This window comes from Mycobacterium sp. MAA66, from assembly GCF_041261665.1.
Lineage (GTDB): Bacteria > Actinomycetota > Actinomycetes > Mycobacteriales > Mycobacteriaceae > Mycobacterium.
This window is the reverse complement of sequence record NZ_JBGCCC010000014.1, coordinates 1-17,156: the sequence shown is the minus strand read 5'-3', so window position 1 is coordinate 17,156 and position 17,156 is coordinate 1. Positions and strand designations below refer to the sequence as shown.

Below are 17,156 nucleotides of genomic sequence, written 5' to 3'. Positions count from 1 at the left end.
CGGGCGCTCGCTGGCGACCACCGGATGCGCGCTAGTGTTCGTCGCCTCGCCCGTGGCGCACGCGGAGCCGGCTGATGGGTCGTCCGGCGGACCTCCGCCCAGTCCCTTCCCGGACGCCAACCTCATCCTCAGGTATTACGACCTGGTGCGCTACGACGACTACTTCACCAACAGTGTTGGCGGCGTGTGGTTTTCGACCCCGCTTGGGCTCAACTGCGGCATTTGGGACCGGGGAAGCTTCGGCTGCAGGGGCGACATTCGTGGCGCGCCGCCGGGGACGAACAACATCGGTTGGATCACCGGACAGATCGAACCTCGCTACGACCCGGCACTGGCGGTTCAGTTCCCGCCGGGACAGGCGCAGCGGGAGCTGCCCCCGCGCAGTTACATCGAGTACAACGGGACCAGATGCGCGACCATGGCTGATACCAGCACCTTCTGCTCGCGCGGTCCGTTCAAGTTCTTCGTCACGCCGACCCGGACCTGGCTGGGCCCGCCGTGACGAACGTGCGGTGCTGCGGATCAGTCGGCTTGGTGAGGATCCAAAGTCGAAACAATCTGTTGACCAAGCTATTTCGTGGATATCGGCATTCGAGGAGGAGGTGGAGTTGAGTGCCCCAAGGTGGCCTTCGGCTGGGTTGGTACTGACAATCGCCATGAATGTGGCCTGGGCACAGCCGGCGCAGGCCGATCCGTTGACCCCGTTGACTCCGGCCGAGATCCAGTACCTCCAACAGGTGCGCGCGGTGCTCACAATCAGCCACAACGACACCGCATTCCGTAGCGACGGAGAGCTGATGGTCGATGGTCGATATGCCTGTCAGCAACGCGCCCGCGGGTTCGTCGGGCAAGAGGCGACACTCGTACCGTCCGCCATTACGCAACTGGCTTTCATCTACCTGTGCCCGAATTGAACGGAGCCAGTGTGGACTTCACCCTGGACGCCGTGAGCCCTCCGCCAAAAAGGCGCCCTCCCATATCGAAGGGAATCCGAATGCGAATGTATGCCCTGAAGATGGGTTGCGCCATCACTGCGGTGACACTCACGCTGTCGGGATCACCGGTCGCACATGCAGACGATGCCAGCTTCGTACGCGACACCCAGGCTCTCGGTTTCATACAGGCTTCCCAAAATCTCATCAGCACGGCTCGGTCCGCGTGTTATTTCATCGGTTTCTTCAACAGGGATCCCGATCAGGTATCGGATCGCATCAAGCGTTATCTGAGCGTCGACTCCGATAAGGCGCACCGCTTCCTCGTGCTGGCCGTCAATGAATACTGCCCCCAGTACATTTCACGAATTGGCGACTGAGCGGCGTCTGCAGATGGGCGTCAAGGAAGTGGTGCCGAAGATCGTCGGCCGGGCAAGAGGCGGCCATGGACGATCGCATCCGCCGGCGCACTCGTTACCGCCCGTGGAACGACGAAAGCTCAAGGCAACTCACAGCCATCGCATGCCGGCACAGCACGCTGCGGGCGGTCGACTGGCCTCAACGGTATTGTTCGTGCGCCAGGACTTGGCCCAGCCACTGGCGCGGCTGATCCGCGTGATCCAAGCTCCTCGGATCCCTGACGTCGGCGCCGACATGCTCGTCACCTGCCACGAGTCGGTATGGCAGCGGGGAGCTCGCATGGCGCGGACTCCGGCCTTCGGGCTTGCCGTGATCACTTACCTGGCCGCGGCTGGGGTTGTCAGTGCAGCGATTTCCCCGCTTCTCGCGGAAGGGCCGGCGGCAGGTGGTGCCGGCCCAGCCCCGCCTATGGGACTCAACATCGTCCCCGTTAGCTCATCGGGTTCAGGTCTGACCGGTGCGTCGGGCGGTCCTGCGTCGGCTGATGTACGCGTTGATCCGCACTATTTAGCCAACCTGCAGAAGGTGTTTGGGGACTTGGGTGGGCCTGTAGTTGCGCCCCGGCCACGGGATCAGCACTACGGATTCGGTGACGAGCCGCGCGGCCCCGCGCCCGGCCCCGTCGAATCCGTATCCGTGGACGCACCGCCACCCGACGCACCGCCACCGGACGCACCAGCACGCGACACCGCGCCAGACGCTCAGCCCGGTCTGGCGCCAACGACTGCGCTTCCGAGCGGGCAACAATCTGCCGGTCCACCTCCGTCAAGCGCGCCGGCATCGGCGACCGTGCCGGACCCGCCTGCATCGGGGGATCCGAACGGCTAGGGCCGTCAGCGTGTGGGTTGAGAATGAAGCCCGGCTGGGTTGGCGACACGGCACCGATGAGAACACCAACGGCCCTTTGGGCCAATGCTTTCCGAAGTACGCCGATCCATCCCGATGGATGGCGCTAGCCACCCGCAGTGTCTGTCATCGTTCCGTTTCGACCTCGGCCTCAGGCCACAGGACTCCGGTTGGTCACGTGCACAGGGAGTTCGCCACCGGTGTGGATGTGGAGTGACCCGTTGTCGGATCGTCGAGTCACGAGGAACGTGGAAGTGCCTCGGCCGCAGCGACCAACGCTGCCGCCAGCCGTTGTACCCCGAACTCCAGCCCGGCTCGCAGCAGTGTGCCGGTGCCCGGGAACTTCGGGGTGAACGAGCTGTCCCACCGGATGTGTGTTCCGGTCTGACTGGGAATGAACCAGACGTCGGCCCGATGGTTGCGCACGGGGAACACCGTCTCGATGGAGTAGGCGTGATGAACGCCGGGCTCTTCGGCGAGGACGCGTTCGGTCACCGTCAGCGGGCCGATCGTCACCAGGCGTACCGCGCCGGGGCCGCCGGCGGGGTGCTCACTGCTCCAGCTGACCCGACGCGCCGGTCGGAACCAGGCCGGCCACGCCGGCGCGTCCGCAAGCAAACCGAAGAGCTGATCGGCACGCGCACTGCTGGCGATCTCGATATCGAATCGCTGTTCCTGGAATGGCACGCAGTCTCCCTAACAATGCTGTGCAACAAGGTGTTCGGTGGTGAACACCTCAGTGGCTGGACATCCCGCCATCGACGGCCAAGGTGACCCCGGTGATGTAGGAAGCGGCGTCGCTGGCGAGGAACACCACCGCGGCATCCAGTTCCTGCTGTTGTCCGAAGCGTTGGAGTGTGCAGGTCTGTTCGATGAACGTGTCCAGCTTGGCGGATGCCGCTTCATCGGTCATCTCGCTGGCGAAATAGCCTGGGGCGATGGCATTGACGCGAATACCTTTGCGCTTGGCCCATTGCTGTGAGAGGTCGCGGGTGAGGCCGACGACGGCGGCCTTGCTTGCGGCGTAAGCAGCCTGGGGCGCATACGATTTGACCAGTCCGAGCACGCTCGAGATGTTGACGATGCTCGAACCCGGAGCCATGAGTCGAGCGCTCGCCTGTGCCATCCAGTACGCGCCCAGCAGGTTGACGTCGATCACCGAGCGGAACTGGTCGGGAGTCTCGCGAAGCGCTGGGATGGCGGTGCCGATCCCGGCGTTGTTGATCAGAATGTCGAGCCGCCCGAAGTCCTCGACAGCTGACTGTGCCAACGCATCGCAGTCCGCCGGATCGGTGACATCCGTGCGGCGAACGCTCACCGCACCACCATATTTGGAGATCTGGTCTGCCACCGAGTCCAGCGAATCCGCGCGTCGGGCACCGAGCACGACACTGGCGCCTGCCTCGCCGAGAGCAAGGGCAAACCCACGTCCCAACCCTGAACTGGCTCCGGTGACGACGGCGACCTTGCCGTCCAGACTGAATCTGGAGTTGAGGGACACGTTCAGAAGGTCACGATGCCGCGGATGTTCAGCCCGGCATGCATGTCGACGTAACCCTGCGCGATGTCGTCGAGGGTGTATCGCCGGCTGATGAGCTCGTCGAGCTTGATCGCGCCCTGGCGGTAGAGGTCCAGCGCCCGCGGAATGTCGTAGGTGGGATTGGCCATACCGAAGATCGCACCCTGAATTCGCTTCTGGTACAGCACCAGTTCCGGGCCGGAGATCGGAACGCCGACCGCCGCGGGATTGCCGAATCCCGCAACCACCAGGGTGCCCGCCTTACGGATCGAGGCGAAGCCCTGCGCGATGTGGTCGCCGGTGGTGACACCGGTGGTGATGATGGTGGAGTCGGCGCCCTGACCGTTGGTCTGCGACCGGGCGTAGTCGGCTGCCTCTTCGATGGTTTCGAACGCGCTGGTGGCCCCGAGAGAGGTGGCGAACTCGCGTTTGGAGGCCACCGGGTCGACGGCGATCACCTGGGCTGCGCCGGAGTGACGGGCGCCTTGCACCGCGTTGACCCCGATGCCGCCGACACCCATGACGATGACGACGTCGCCAGGACCGGTCTGCGCGGCGTTGACGGCCGAGCCCCATCCGGTGATGACGCCACAGCCGACCAGGCAGGCGACGTCGAGGGGAATGTCCTTGGGGATCACCACGATTGATCGAACATCAACGGTGGTGTATTCGGCGAAGGTCGAGGTTCCGCACATCTGGCCGACGGCCTCGCCGTTGTGGGTCATCCGGTAGCTGGTCGGATCGTCGTACCGACTGCCGGCCAGCAGCAGGGCGCCGAGATCGCAGAGGTTCTGGCGGCCGGTGGCGCACCACCGACAGCGACCGCACACCGGCATGAACGAGAACACGATGTGATCGCCCACCTGGACGCCGGTCGTGTTGGGACCGACCTCTTCGACGATGCCGGCACCTTCGTGGCCACCGACGACCGGATACTTGCCCACCGGCAGGTCTCCGGTGGCGATGTGGTCGTCCGAATGGCAGAGGCCGGCGGCGACGACGCGGACCAGTACCTCGTTCTGCCGCGGGCCGTCCAGCTCGACCTCGATCGTTTCGTACTTACCGGGAGCTGACAGCAACGCAGCAGCGCGCACCTTCATGAAATCGCCTTTCGGGCCAACCAACGGCTGGGTATGGGTTCCTGCCAACAGACACTGGCACCAACGTGTGACCTTGTCAACTATCGTGTTGACGGATGGTTGACGGGTAGCTACGCCGACCGTAACGCCGCCAGCAGTTGCGGCAACGCATCCAGATCGAGCTGGTAATAGTTCAGTGGCAGCGTGAAATTCGTGATGCCGAGACCTGCCAGTCGCCGTCCACTGTCCACTGCAGCGTCGATCAGATCGTCGACGTTCTCGGGCACCGGCCACCCGGTCGGCGTGAGTGAGCATCGGTAGGAGACCGTCGCGGGATCCCGTCCGATCTCGGCGCACTTCTCGCGGATCGACTCGATGGATCGGGCGATCTCGTCGTAGTCGGCGGCCTCGCGAGACAGCCAGCCCGCGCAGAATTCGGCGACGCGTCGAGCGGTTGGGCCTTTCACTGCGTTTCCGCCCCACCAGACGACCGGCCCGCCAGGGGTGATCGGGGCTGGCTCGCTGATCACGTCCCGGAACTGGATCCAGCGTCCCTGATAGCTCGACAGGCCCGGCTGCCACAACTGCATACAGGCGCGGATGGCATCCTCGGCCCGGGCGTCACGTTCTCTGGGCGGGATGCCCTGCGCCGTGAATTCGTCTGCATTCCAGCCCATTCCGACGCCGAGGCTGAACCTCCCGCGCGATATCACGTCGAGGGTGGACGCTTGGCGGGCGAGTACGGCGAAGCTGTGCGCTGCCGGGAGCAGCACGCTGGAGGTGAATCGGATGGAGCTCGTCTTGGCCGCGGCCGCAGCGAACACGACAAGGGTGTCGGCCCGGTCTGAGTGTTGGATATCGCGGCCGTGCACCATGTTTCCCGATCCGCCCGGATGGTGCATGACGGGGGTGAACAGGATGTGCTCGCCGTCGACCACGTCGTCGAAGCCGATCTGCTCGAGCTCGAGCACTAGATCAGGAATGTCGCAAACGCCGGCGGCCCAGCGGGGGATCATGCCGGGCAGCTTTGCGCCGAGGGACTGCTTCATTGCAACAGACTGTAGGGAAACCGGCGCCATCGGTCAACATATGAGTTGACATCCTGTTGGATATCGCTCTTGTGCGGCGAGAACCTTTGGGCCACAGCCACAACGGTGGCCTCAGTGATGAGGTTGGGGTACGGACTGGCGCCGGCGGGGTCGTGGCGAGGCCGGTTCGGCGTCACTATGGGGTGGCCGACGGGTCGAGATGTTGAGCGCGAGCGGAAGTGCCGCACGACTGCTGATGCCGAGCTTTTCGTAGACCCGCTGCAGGCGATTCTCGACGCTGCGTACCGACAGCACCAGTTCGTCGGCGATCGCCTTGTTGGACAGACCCGAAGCGGCCAACGCGGCTGTTTCGTGCTCGGCCGGCGTCAGGCGCGCGCGGGCGTTGATGGACTGCAGGGCCGGCGTGGTCGCACCCTGGCAGGCTTCGGCAAGGTCGACGGCCATCCGGGTGGCCGCCGCGGCGTTGCGCTGGTGTCCGTGGCGGGTCCACGACACGGCGGAGTCGGCAGCGGCATCGGCGGCCAGCAGATCGGCGCCCAGTTCGGCGAATGCCGTTGCGGCGTCCTGCAATCCCTCTGGATTGTCGCCGGCAAGATGGCGAGCGTGCGCGGCCAGGGGATTGACCAGGCCGGGATCGATGCGGCGCTCGAGCCGGTCCAGTGCTTCGGTGACCTCGGCTGCGGCACCGAAGCGGGCTTGGGTGTGCATGGCAACCGACGCCACCACGAGATCCCCCGATTTCAGTGCCAGCTGGGCCGCGTCGTCGGCCAGCTTGCGGGCTTGTGGGAGGTGGGCTTGGGCTGCGGCCATCCAGGCTCGCGCGACCAGTGCGTCGGCTGCGTCGTAGGTGCGCCGGGGGAGGTCGAACTCGTCGATCTTGGCCAGCACCGTGTTGGCAGCTTCGATCTCGTCGGTGTGTGCCCGGGCCATGGCCAGGATGTGCAGCGCCTCATGGAGGAACATCGGCCGGCCGATACGGCGCAGGACCGCAACGGCTTCTCGGGCGTGCGTAGCGGCATCGCGAACCCGACCACGTAGCAGGCAGACCTTCGCCAGTTGGAGGGCGAAACAGCCCTGCGCTTCCGGAGAGTGGTCACGTAGGCCGGCAGTGTATTCGGCCCGCGCGAGGGCCTCGGCATCGTGTAGTCGTCCGACGTTGAGCAATGCTTCACAGCGGTTGAACAGGTGAAACCACGGATACCACTCGATGGGTTCGGTAAGTGCTATCTGGGTCGCGTAGCCGCGCTCGGTCAGTTGCAGTGCTTCCTGGCATCGTCCCATTCGGGCCAGGCTGCGGGCCCCGGTCAGGCACGCCCACACCAGCGCGTTGTTACTGGTGCTGCCGGCGAGCAAGGGGGTGACAGCCTTCAGGGTGGCCAGCGGACCGTCCGTGGCGACCAGGATGGCCGATCTGCGGGCGACGATCTCGTCGCGCCAGTGGCGGTCCCGGATGGTGGTTTCCGCCGCCGTCGCCACCTGCAGACTGTCGCCTGGGCGGTCGGAGTACAGGAAATTGTCCATCCGCGCGATGGTCACCTTGGCGCGTTGGGCATCGTCCGTGGCGAGTTCGGCCAGAACGGCGAGTTCAGACTCGGCAGCGTCGCTGCGGCCCTGGATTCCCGACAACCGCGCCGCGAGCAGGTCTGCGTCGAAGCCGCCGCCGAGATCGCGGGCGGCCTGCACCAGTCGTTGTGCGAGCGGGAAGTCGTAACGCCAGCGTGCGGCAGTAGCGGCGGCCAGCATGACCTGCGGACTGCCGCCGCCGCCGATCAACCGCCAACTGCCGATCCGAAGCACTTCCTCGTCGTTGGCGGTACCGCTGGCCTCGACCGATTCGGCCAGTGCCCGCGATATCGACGCCACTCTCAGCACAGGTAGACCGGCCCGCAGCACGTCGCCGTAAACCGGGTGGCCCAGACGCACCTGGAGGTGACCATTGTTGACTTCCACCCGGACCAGGCCGGCCCGCTCCAGGCGTTCGGCCACGTCGGCATCGCCCAGTGTCTCGAGTTCGCGCTGCCCCAGGGGTTCGCCGAGGCTGACCAACTCCATCAGGGCGCGCTCGTCGGGCCCGAGCTCACCGAGTCGGGATTCGACGAGTTCGACCAATCTGCTGGACGGTCGCAACGGGCGCGCCAGGCGCCACATTCCGTGTTCGTATCGCAGGGTGCGGTCTTCGACTGCCCCCAAAACCAGCTCGCGCAGAAACAGCACGTTGCCGTGGCAGTGGGTGGCCAGCGTGAGGGTGGTATCGGGGTCGACGACCCCGTCGAGTGCTGCGCAGATGAGGCGTTCGGTGGCCGCGATCGGCAGCCCGACGACCTCGTGGCGTTCGATCAGGCCGTCCTTCCACAACGCCACCACTGCGTCCGGCGCGACCTCGCCGGCACGCACGGTGGCGAGCACGAATGCCGATCCGGTCAACGCGAGCTGATGGATCAAGGTGGCCGACGCCATGTCGAGCAGGTGGGCGTCGTCGACCAGCAAGAGCAGCCGGCGCGAACCTGCGCTCTTGATCAGTGCGTCGGCGAACTGCCGTAACAGCCCCGCGCGGTCTTGGCGCATCGCCTCCTCGCCGTGGTCCACGGACGGCAGTAGGTGGGTGAGAGCGCCAAAGGGAAGTTGCGCCGATGACTGGTGCCCGGCGACGCGGGCAACGGCGCAATCCTTGGCGGCGGCGGCGCATTCGGTTGCCAACCGGGTCTTCCCGACACCGGCGGGTCCGGCCAGCACCACACCGCGTGCACTGGGGTCAGCAACCATCCGGGACAGCGCGGCAAGTTCGTTGCCGCGGCCGACAAACGGCCAATCGGTGCTCGTAACCATAGATTCCAATTCCGGCCCGCGTCCTTCGTCGCCTGTGACGAACTGTGCAGAGCAAGCTCGACTAAACCGTACTCCAAGTGTTGCGTCGGTCACATAGCAGCATCGATCGGGTCGTCCGTCAATTGATGCCGCCCCGCCAGCAATCGCAGGTGACGCTGCTGGGGCGGTAGGTGCCGACGCGGTGGGGGCGCCGATAAATCGGCGGCACCCGCGGTGACTGCACCGAGGTTATCAACACATGTGTTGACTGAATGAACGGGCGGTCGTAGCGTGGTGCGCATGATGGAGACAGCGATTGACGCGATTCGGCGTGGTGGTCTCGTGGTCGTCACTGATGACACCGATCGGGAGAATGAGGGCGATCTGGTGATCGCGGCCGATGCGGTGACGCCGGAGGCGATCGCATTCATGGCGGTCCACGGGCGCGGCTTGGTCTGTGTCGCGATGGAGCCGCACCGGCTGGACGCCCTCGAATTAGGGCCGATGGTGCCCGGCGGAAGTTCGGAGACCAACTTCACCGTCAGCATCGACCTCGATGTTCCGGGCAGTACCGGGATCAGCGCGGCCGATCGGGCCGCCACGATTCGGCGGGCCGTCGACGCCAACAGCGTGCCGTCAGAATTCCGTCGCCCCGGGCACGTGTTCCCGTTGCGGTACACCCCGGGTGGTGTGCTGGCCAGGCGCGGTCACACCGAGGCCTCGGTCGACCTGGCGAGGCTGGCTGGTCGTACCCCGGCCGGTGTCATCTGCGAGATTCTCAACGACGACGGCACCATGGCACGGGGTGCAGTCTTGAGATCGTTCGCCGAATGGCACGGGCTTCCCATGGTGTCCGTCGCCGACATCGCGGACTACCTCCGCGACCGACCGCACTGGGCGGATCAGTCGGCGGTGACGGGCGGCGCGGTGCGGCTTGCCGCCGAGACGGTGTTGCCCAGTCGCTATGGGGACTGGCGCACTTTCGGATTCCGGGGCGGAGACGGGCTGGAGTACGTCGTCTTGATGCGCGGCGAGCTCGGCGGTGAGGAGCCGATGCTGGTCCGGTTGCACTCCGAGTGCCTGACCGGCGATGCGCTCGGTTCGGCGCGCTGCGACTGCGGCGAGCAGCTCCAGATGTCCATGAGGCAGGTCGCCGACGAGGGAACCGGTGCCATCATCTATGTCCGCGGACACGAGGGCCGGGGAATCGGACTGCTGCCGAAGCTGCGCGCCTATGCACTGCAGGATCAGGGTCTCGACACCGTCGATGCGAACTTGGCGCTGGGGTACCGGGACGACTCACGTGAGTATGCGGGTGCGGCTGCGGTGCTCAAGACCCTGGGGATCGAGCAGATCCGCTTGCTCACCAACAACGCGGTGAAAGTCACCGGCATGCGCGACAACGGAATTGACGTCGTCGAGCGCATCCCGCTGATCACCACGCCGTCCGCGGACAACCTGCGGTACCTATGGACCAAGCAGACCCGGATGGGTCACCAGCTCGACACCGATGGGACTGCCGGGCCGGTCGACAGCCACCTGACGCCTTCACAGCCACAGGTAGAGGCCCGACAGCACCGCCCACAGGGTGACGCAGTAAGCCTCGAAGGTCGCGCGTAAGGCGACCGGCGCGCTACGCAACTCCATGAAATCCAATCCGATGAGACGGATCTTGGCCGCGGCCAGTCCGAGCACCACCACCGCGACATGATCGCCGAGGCTGTGTTCGATACCCAGTAGGGTCGACAGCGCAGTGGCAGCGATCAGCAGTAGCCAACTGAGACCTGTTCGGGTGCACAAGCTTTGAATCATCGGGACACTCAGCTCACCAAGTAGAGCAATGGGAACAGGGCTACCCACAGCAGGTCGACGAGATGCCAGAAACAGGCTGCGCCCTCGACCACTGCCACGCGGGTTGGATTCAGGACCGGATGGCGGGCCTGGGTGTAGATGAAGGCCAACGCCGCCAGGCCCAAACAGACGTGCAGTAGATGCAGACCGGTGAGGATGAAGTAGTACAGGTAGAAGGTCCCACTGCCGGCACCGTGATGATCTGCCAGCAGCAAGCTGTATTCGACGGCTTTGAGACCGACGAACAGCGCGCCGCAGCACATCGAGAGCCACATCGCCCTGCGCGTGGTGGTCGACCGGCCGGATCGCAGCGCGGCGATCGCCATTGCTACCAGAAGCGAACTCGTCAGTAGGACAAAGGTATTCGTCACACCGATACCGGTGTGCAGGGTGCGCCGTGCCACGTCGAACTGTTCGGGGGCCTTGGCGCGCTCCACCATGAAGGTGGAGAAGAAGATGCCGAACACCAACATGTCGCCCATGAGGAACACCCAGGTGCCCGGCTCTGCGGGTACTACGCGTTCAGGCATGTGGGGTCAGCTCGGAAGCCTCCACCTCGATCGCGCGCAGCATGAGCACGACCAGTGCGATATACCAGGCCGCGAAGGCTCCGAGTGGAACCCAGAAGGCGAATACGCCGTTCCATGACAAGGGCCCGTCGTTGAACACGACCACCAGCGCAGCAGGCGCTGCGAGCACGGCGTACCAGATGTTGAAATAGCCGAACCAGCGCGGGAACGTCGGTGTCGCTGACGTATCGGTGAACGTGGCGACGGCGATTACCAAAGCCTGCAGTACCAGCGGACCCACGAAGCCGATCAGCATCAACCAGAACAGGTCGTCCAGTGCCAGCGTCAGCTCCGGCGGACGACTCTCGGGCCGGAAGGTCGCGCATGCCAGCACCATCAACGGGCAGTAGAACCCGGCCGGGTAAAGCGCTGCTGCAGCCAGGAGCTGGGTGATCGACAGCACGCCCCAGCGGCCGCCTTCAGCGCGCCGAATCCGCAGCGCCAGTGCGGCATTGAACGGCACGACCAAAGCGGACGTCACCAGCATGAGCGCGACACCCCACCGGATGCGCAGCTTGTTGTCGATCAAGTGCGCAGTGATCTGCTCGGCACTCGATGTCGGTGACAGCGGCGGGATGAGGCCGGCAACGATCATGAACATCACGAAAAGCACTACCAGGAAGCCGATTCCGCACCAAGCGCAGGCACGTTGCAGGGCTGGTTGCACCAGGAGTCTCCTCTTGCCGTATTTCATGGCCGGCCCGGTCGGCGGCTGAGGTCGGCGTCGGCGATGAGCGTAGGCGCCCGCTCGAAGTCGAGTCAACATCAGAGTTGACAGTGCGGGTGGGTCGGTGTTGCAATGGGTCATCCCCTCCGCCGCGGGTACCGCGGCGGAGCCGGGGAGGATGCAGTGACCCAGAACTTCTGACCTTTAGAGGGTGGTATCAATGGCCGATACCGGCACCGTCGAAGAACTCGCAGAGAACTTCGACTTCAGTGACGAACGAGTGCGACGGGACCGGGCGGCCGTTTACGCGGAGCTGCGGAAGGGGCCGCCCCGCTGGTCGGATGCCTATGGCGGCCACTGGGTGGTCAGCCGCTACAGCGATCTGAAGGACATGCTCGGCAACCCGGGTGTCTTCATCTCCGGTGAGGGCACCACAATTCCGCCCACCGGCTTCCCGATCAAATTCCCGCCCAACGAGGCCGATCCGCCCGATCACTCGAAATGGCGCAAGCTGACGGCGCGGTTTTTCACCTCGACCGCGGTGACCGGGCTGGAAGATTCGGTCCGTGGCATCGTCCGAGAGAAGCTGGCAGCCTTCGTCGAGAAGGGACAGGCCGACCTCGCCACCGACCTCGCGCAGCCGATCCCGGCGTATGTCATCGCCGACATGATGGGTTTCCCGCGCGAAGACGCACCGTGGTTTGCTCACATCAGCGACGAGCTGCTGGTGACCGCCGAACTCAAACAGGAAGAGGCGAACGCCGCGGCTGCCCTTGAGTTCGTCACCTATCTGACCAAGCATCTCGAGGATCGCAAGCAGAATCCCAAAGAGGATCTGCTGACCGATCTCGTCAACGGCACCATCGACGGGCGTCCCCTGGCGATCGAGGAAATGCTGGGCGTGGCGTTCTTCTTCCTGATCGCCGGACACGAAACCACCGTCGGCGGAATGACTTTCCTGCTGTGGCGTCTGGGTCTCAACCCGGACACGCGGGCCCGGCTGATCGAGGATCGCAGCTTGATCCCCAAGGCCATCGAGGAATTGCTGCGGCTCGACTCGCCCGTGCTGCATCTGGCTCGGACGGTCGCCGAGGATACCGTGCTCGGCGGTGCCCAGATGAAGGCGGGCGACAAGGTGATGGTGTTGTACGCCGCGGGCAACCGGGACGAGGAGGTGTTCCCCGACGCCGATGTCTTCGACATCGACCGCCCCAATGCCAAACGGCATGTCGCGTTCAGCTCGGGTATCCACCTGTGTCAGGGCGCCGGCCTGGCTCGGATGGAGATGCGGGTCCTGCTCGAAGAGATTCTCGACACCATCCCGGAATACGAGATCGCCCCTGAGGCAGTGGAATTCCGTGGAATCCAGGGCGTGCACTCGGTGAAGACCCTGCCGGTGACGTTCACACCGGTATCGGCTGCCGGACTGGCGGCGACGGTCTGATGAGTCACCGTGGCCGGGATGACCCGGCCACGGTGACCGCTGGATCGATCTGACTATGCCTGGAGATTCATACCTGCAGCACCTGGGAGACAGGATTCGACCGGGCGACCTGATGGTCGCGGGTCAGGTGCTGGGTGAGCCGACTGCACTGATCGAGAAGCTGTTCGAGCGGCCCCGCCAGCTCACGGGGACCCGGCTGTTCACTGGCATGAGCCTGACCTCGGTGCTGGAGCGCGCGCCCGACGAAGTCGAGTTGATCAGCTTCGTCGGGATGGGAACGAATGCGAAGCTGTTGGCGCAGCGTCGATTACGGCTCGTTCCCTGTCACATGTCGGAACTGGGCTGGTCGATGACGCGGGGACCGTTGCGACCCGATATCGCGCTCGTCCTGGTCAGCCCGCCCGATGCCGATGGCATGTGCAGCTTGGGCGCGGCCTCGGACTACATCTGGCCGGCGGTGTCAGCTGCACCACTGGTGTTTGCCGAGGTCAATCCGAATGTGCCCCGAGTGCCGGGCGATACCGCCATCCCGTTTGATCGCCTCGACGCTGTGGTTGAGTCCAACCGGTCGCTACCTGACTATCCGCGCGGGCGGCCGTCGGAAACCGAACAGCTCATCGGCAAGCGCGTTGCCGAGTACGTCCACGACGGCAGTTGCATCCAGATCGGTGTCGGCAAGCTCGGTGACGCGGTGTTGTCGTCGGTGGCGGACCGCCGCGATCTGGGCGTTCACGCCGGGATGGTCGGCGAGACCATCCTGGAGCTCATGCGCGATGGCGTCGTGACCAACGCCCGCAAGCCGATCGACACCGGATCGACCGTGGCGGGTTCGATACTCGGCGGGCCCGGGGCGGTGGCGCTGGCGGCCGCCACGAATGATCTGCAATTGCGATCCGTGGACTACACCCACGACGGCGCAGTGATCAGCTCGATCGACAACTTCATCAGCGTCAATTCGGCCATCGAGGTGGACCTGCTCGGTCAGGTCAACGCCGAGGTCGCCGGCGGACGCTACCTCGGCGGCATCGGTGGATCGGTGGACTACATGCGCCCGGCCGTCCGTGCCCGTGGGGGCCGATCGATTGTTGCGCTGCCGGCCATGGCCCGCGGCGGGATCAGCCGCGTCGTACCTGCGGTGCAGCGAATCACGGTGGCCCGCAGTGATATCGACGTCGTGATCACCGAGTACGGCGTGGCAGATCTGCGCGGGGTGAGCGAAGGCGAGCGCGCGATGCGGTTGATCGAGGTGGCAGCGCCCGAGCATCGCGATGGGTTGCGCACCGCCGCCCGGCAACTGGGACTGTAGAAGGAGACGAAACACGATGCGGCTGTTGATGGAAGGTTTCGGGCTGCTGGAGGCGGCGCGCTGGTACCCGGATCGGGGACTGTTGTTCTCCGACATGATCTGCGGTGGGGTGTACTGCAGCGGTGACCTGAACAGTCCCGCGGAACTGATCATTGCGCACCGCAAAGGGATTGGTGGCCTGGTCGCCCATCGGGACGGTGGGCTGGTCGTGGCGGGTCGCAACGTAGCCCTCAAAGGTGCCGACGGCGCAACCTCGGTGATCCTCGAAACAGGCCAGGATGAAACATTTTTCAACGATCTCACGGCAGATCTACGAGGTCGCCTGATTGTCGGTTCGGTGGGAACGGGCCCGTCCCCACACGAAGGTGCGCGCGAGGCGCAGCGGCAGCCCGGCCGGCTCTATCGGGTCGACGTCGACGGCTCAGTCACGACTTTGGCCGATGATGTTCTGGTTTCGAACGGACTTGGTGTGTCGCCCTCGGGTGATGTGCTGTATCACGTGGACTCCTACCGGCGCACGGTATGGGCATTCGGCGAATCGGGCGACCGCCGTGTCTTCGCCGATGTCAGCGGGTATGAAGGCATTCCCGATGGGTTGGCCGTCGCGGCCGACGGGTCGGTATATGTCGCAATGGCGGGCGGTGGCGTCGTATTGGGCTGGGCCGCCGATGGTACGGAGACCGCTGAATTGAGGGTGCCGCAGCCGTTGGTGACGTCGATCTGCTTTGGCGGTGCCGACCTCCAGAGTCTGTTCGTCCTGACCGGTGTGAACGAGGAGTACGCCGATGATCAGGGTGGTTCGGTGTATGTCACCGCCGCGCCGAGCCCCGGTCTGGCGGCACCGGTCTGCTCGGTCTGATCCGTTTGACGGAGCGTGGCGGCGCAGTCGACCTGCGCAAACTAACGCAAATGACAATAAATGTGGGGTCGGAGTAGCAACTACTCTTCCCGACCGGGTGCCCCGCGCGGTGCGCTGTTGATGAATTCATACGTTCCCGGCGCAGGAAGAACATTAGGTTGATCAACATCGCAGAACTTGGATCAAAGGCAGCCCGGTATGCCCCGCATGCTCCTGCATTGATCGACGCCCAACGCGGCGTGGCGCGGACCTTCGGCGAACTGTCGGACCGGGTGGACAATCTGGCGACGTGCCTGCTCAATATGTTTGGACCCGGCCAGCGGGTGGCGGTGTTGTCACGCAACTGCGTTGAGATGGTCGAGCTCTACCTGGCCTGTGCCGCGAGTGGCTCACTGCTGTTCCCACTGAACTGGCGGCTGTCACCGGCCCAGCTGATTCAGGCGCTCAGTGACGCCGACCCCGTTGTGGTCTTCTACGAGAAGTCATATGAGGCGGTGATCAAAGAGCTGACTTCAGTGATTCCGGCGCGTGCCTGGGTGCCGTGGGACACCGGCCATGACTCGGAATTCGAAGAGCTGTTGGCGCGCGCCGTCGACGCCGGACCTCACCGTTCGACTCTGCTCCCGGACGCTGGTTCATTACTGGACAGGCCTTATCTCGCGGTGTCCACCGGAGGCACCACCGGAATTCCGAAAAGTGCTGTGCACAGCCAACGTTCGTACGCGGCATGCGCGCTGAACTACCTCGCCGCGGCCCGAATCGCGCAGACTGACGTCTATCTGATGTTGGGACAGCTCTTCCATGTCGTCGGCTACATGCCGCTGGCATATCTGGCCGCCGGGCGGCCGGTGGTCATTGCCAACTTCAATGCAAATGAATTGGTCGACATCATCCGTGCGGAGCGGGTCAGTGGCTTCTTCGCAGTCGCAACCATGCTGCCCCAACTGATTTCCGCAGTACGCGATGCCGGTGTTCGCCTGCCGTCGGTGCGGCAGGTGGAATACGGCGGTGCCCCTATGGGTGAGGCAGTGATTCGGGAAGCCGCGGATCTGTTCGACGCGGACATGATTCAGGCGTGGGGGATGTCAGAGCTGGGGCCAGGTACCTATCTTGGGCCAGAGGATCACCGGCGCGCCTTTGCCGGCGAGAATCCGCAACGTCTGCGCTCGTGCGGGCGCAGTGCCCTGTTGAGTACGGTCGCGGTACTCGACGAGACAGGCCGTCCGGTGCCTCGCGACAGTGCAGCTGTCGGTGAGATCTGCCACCAAGGCCCCGGAAATATGTTGGGGTACTGGAACAAACCCGATGAGACCGACGAACTGCTACGCGACGGATGGATCCACAGCGGCGATATCGGCACCTGGGATGAGGATGGATACGTCTATATCGTCGATCGCAAGAAGAGCATGATCATTTGCGGCGGCGAGAACATCTTCCCGGCGGAAGTGGAACGCGCACTCAGTAATCACCCCGATATCAACGAAGTCGTTGTCGTCGGAGTCGCCGACCCGACCTGGGGCGAACTGGTCAAGGCTTTGGTGGTGCGCAGGTCTGGATCCGAACTCGACGCGGCATCGGTGACCGCGTACGCCGAGAACGAGCTCGGGTCGTACAAGAAGCCACGAATCGTGGAATTCGTTGACGCCCTGCCTGTTACACCAACGGGAAAAGTGGACAGACGGGCCGCGGCCGGGCTGGCTCCGGCGCAGGGAGTCTGACCGTCATGGACTTCGGGTTGTCGGGTAGGGCGCGGGATTATCAGGGCAGGCTCATCGAGTTCATGACGGAGTTGGTGTTTCCGGCGGAGGCG

The 17,156-nt window shown here is 64.7% G+C and carries 16 protein-coding genes; 8 read left to right on the top strand and 8 right to left on the bottom strand.

What is annotated here, in order from left to right; genetic code table 11:
• Positions 1-52: 52 nt before the first annotated feature.
• The 3 genes from ABIA30_RS25435 (at position 53) to ABIA30_RS25425 (ending at position 1,312) form a co-directional block, all read left to right on the top strand.
• A complete protein-coding gene (locus ABIA30_RS25435) occupies positions 53-502 on the top strand; it encodes a hypothetical protein (RefSeq protein WP_370070622.1) in 450 nt (149 codons plus the stop codon).
• 154 nt (positions 503-656) lie between these two features.
• Positions 657-914: a hypothetical protein gene (locus ABIA30_RS25430; protein WP_370070620.1), complete on the top strand. Its 258-nt coding sequence runs from the start codon at positions 657-659 to the stop codon at positions 912-914.
• Positions 915-925: 11 nt separating this feature from the next.
• On the top strand, positions 926-1,312 hold the full coding sequence (locus tag ABIA30_RS25425; protein ID WP_370070618.1) for a DUF732 domain-containing protein: 387 nt from the start codon (positions 926-928) through the stop codon (positions 1,310-1,312).
• Positions 1,313-2,435: 1,123 nt separating this feature from the next.
• Here ABIA30_RS25425 and ABIA30_RS25420 read toward each other — a convergent pair.
• From ABIA30_RS25420 to ABIA30_RS25400, 5 genes are all read right to left on the bottom strand, one after another.
• Positions 2,436-2,885, bottom strand: a complete 450-nt coding sequence (locus ABIA30_RS25420; protein WP_370070616.1) for an SRPBCC family protein — start codon at positions 2,883-2,885, stop codon at positions 2,436-2,438.
• A 49-nt stretch (positions 2,886-2,934) separates the two neighbouring features.
• Positions 2,935-3,699 carry an SDR family NAD(P)-dependent oxidoreductase gene (locus ABIA30_RS25415; RefSeq protein ID WP_370070614.1) on the bottom strand — a complete coding sequence of 255 codons (765 nt, stop codon included), beginning with the start codon at positions 3,697-3,699 and terminating at the stop codon, positions 2,935-2,937.
• A 2-nt stretch (positions 3,700-3,701) separates the two neighbouring features.
• Positions 3,702-4,817 carry an NDMA-dependent alcohol dehydrogenase gene (locus ABIA30_RS25410; RefSeq protein ID WP_370070612.1) on the bottom strand — a complete coding sequence of 372 codons (1,116 nt, stop codon included), beginning with the start codon at positions 4,815-4,817 and terminating at the stop codon, positions 3,702-3,704.
• A 110-nt stretch (positions 4,818-4,927) separates the two neighbouring features.
• A complete protein-coding gene (locus tag ABIA30_RS25405; protein ID WP_370070610.1) occupies positions 4,928-5,845 on the bottom strand; it encodes a TIGR03619 family F420-dependent LLM class oxidoreductase in 918 nt (305 codons plus the stop codon).
• A gap of 111 nt (positions 5,846-5,956) precedes the next feature.
• A complete protein-coding gene (locus ABIA30_RS25400; protein WP_370070608.1) occupies positions 5,957-8,671 on the bottom strand; it encodes an AAA family ATPase in 2,715 nt (904 codons plus the stop codon).
• 279 nt (positions 8,672-8,950) lie between these two features.
• Here ABIA30_RS25400 and ribA point away from each other — a divergent pair, with 279 nt between their 5' ends.
• Positions 8,951-10,270, top strand: a complete 1,320-nt coding sequence (gene ribA / locus ABIA30_RS25395; RefSeq protein ID WP_370070606.1) for a GTP cyclohydrolase II — start codon at positions 8,951-8,953, stop codon at positions 10,268-10,270.
• Here the strand turns inward: ribA and ABIA30_RS25390 are convergent.
• From ABIA30_RS25390 to ABIA30_RS25380, 3 genes are read right to left on the bottom strand one after another with little or no spacing between them, the layout of a single operon-like run.
• Complete coding sequence (locus ABIA30_RS25390) at positions 10,199-10,462, bottom strand: cytochrome C oxidase subunit IV family protein (RefSeq protein WP_370070604.1); 264 nt, start codon at positions 10,460-10,462, stop codon at positions 10,199-10,201. The two genes, ribA and ABIA30_RS25390, sit on opposite strands and share 72 nt — an antisense overlap.
• A gap of 8 nt (positions 10,463-10,470) precedes the next feature.
• Complete coding sequence (locus ABIA30_RS25385; protein ID WP_370070602.1) at positions 10,471-11,031, bottom strand: cytochrome c oxidase subunit 3; 561 nt, start codon at positions 11,029-11,031, stop codon at positions 10,471-10,473.
• Complete coding sequence (locus ABIA30_RS25380) at positions 11,024-11,737, bottom strand: hypothetical protein (RefSeq protein ID WP_370070600.1); 714 nt, start codon at positions 11,735-11,737, stop codon at positions 11,024-11,026. Before ABIA30_RS25380 ends, ABIA30_RS25385 begins: the two co-directional genes overlap by 8 nt.
• Positions 11,738-11,957: 220 nt before the next feature.
• On the opposite strand from ABIA30_RS25380, the gene ABIA30_RS25375 reads away from it, so the two are divergent.
• From ABIA30_RS25375 to ABIA30_RS25360, 4 genes are all read left to right on the top strand, one after another.
• Positions 11,958-13,181: a cytochrome P450 gene (locus tag ABIA30_RS25375; protein ID WP_370070598.1), complete on the top strand. Its 1,224-nt coding sequence runs from the start codon at positions 11,958-11,960 to the stop codon at positions 13,179-13,181.
• A gap of 55 nt (positions 13,182-13,236) precedes the next feature.
• A complete protein-coding gene (locus ABIA30_RS25370; protein WP_370070596.1) occupies positions 13,237-14,487 on the top strand; it encodes an acetyl-CoA hydrolase/transferase family protein in 1,251 nt (416 codons plus the stop codon).
• A gap of 16 nt (positions 14,488-14,503) precedes the next feature.
• Positions 14,504-15,346, top strand: a complete 843-nt coding sequence (locus ABIA30_RS25365; RefSeq protein WP_370070594.1) for an SMP-30/gluconolactonase/LRE family protein — start codon at positions 14,504-14,506, stop codon at positions 15,344-15,346.
• A 158-nt stretch (positions 15,347-15,504) separates the two neighbouring features.
• Positions 15,505-17,064 (top strand): class I adenylate-forming enzyme family protein, encoded by a 1,560-nt coding sequence (locus ABIA30_RS25360; RefSeq protein ID WP_370070592.1) that lies wholly within the window; start codon positions 15,505-15,507, stop codon positions 17,062-17,064.
• The last annotated feature ends 92 nt before the right edge of the window (positions 17,065-17,156 follow it).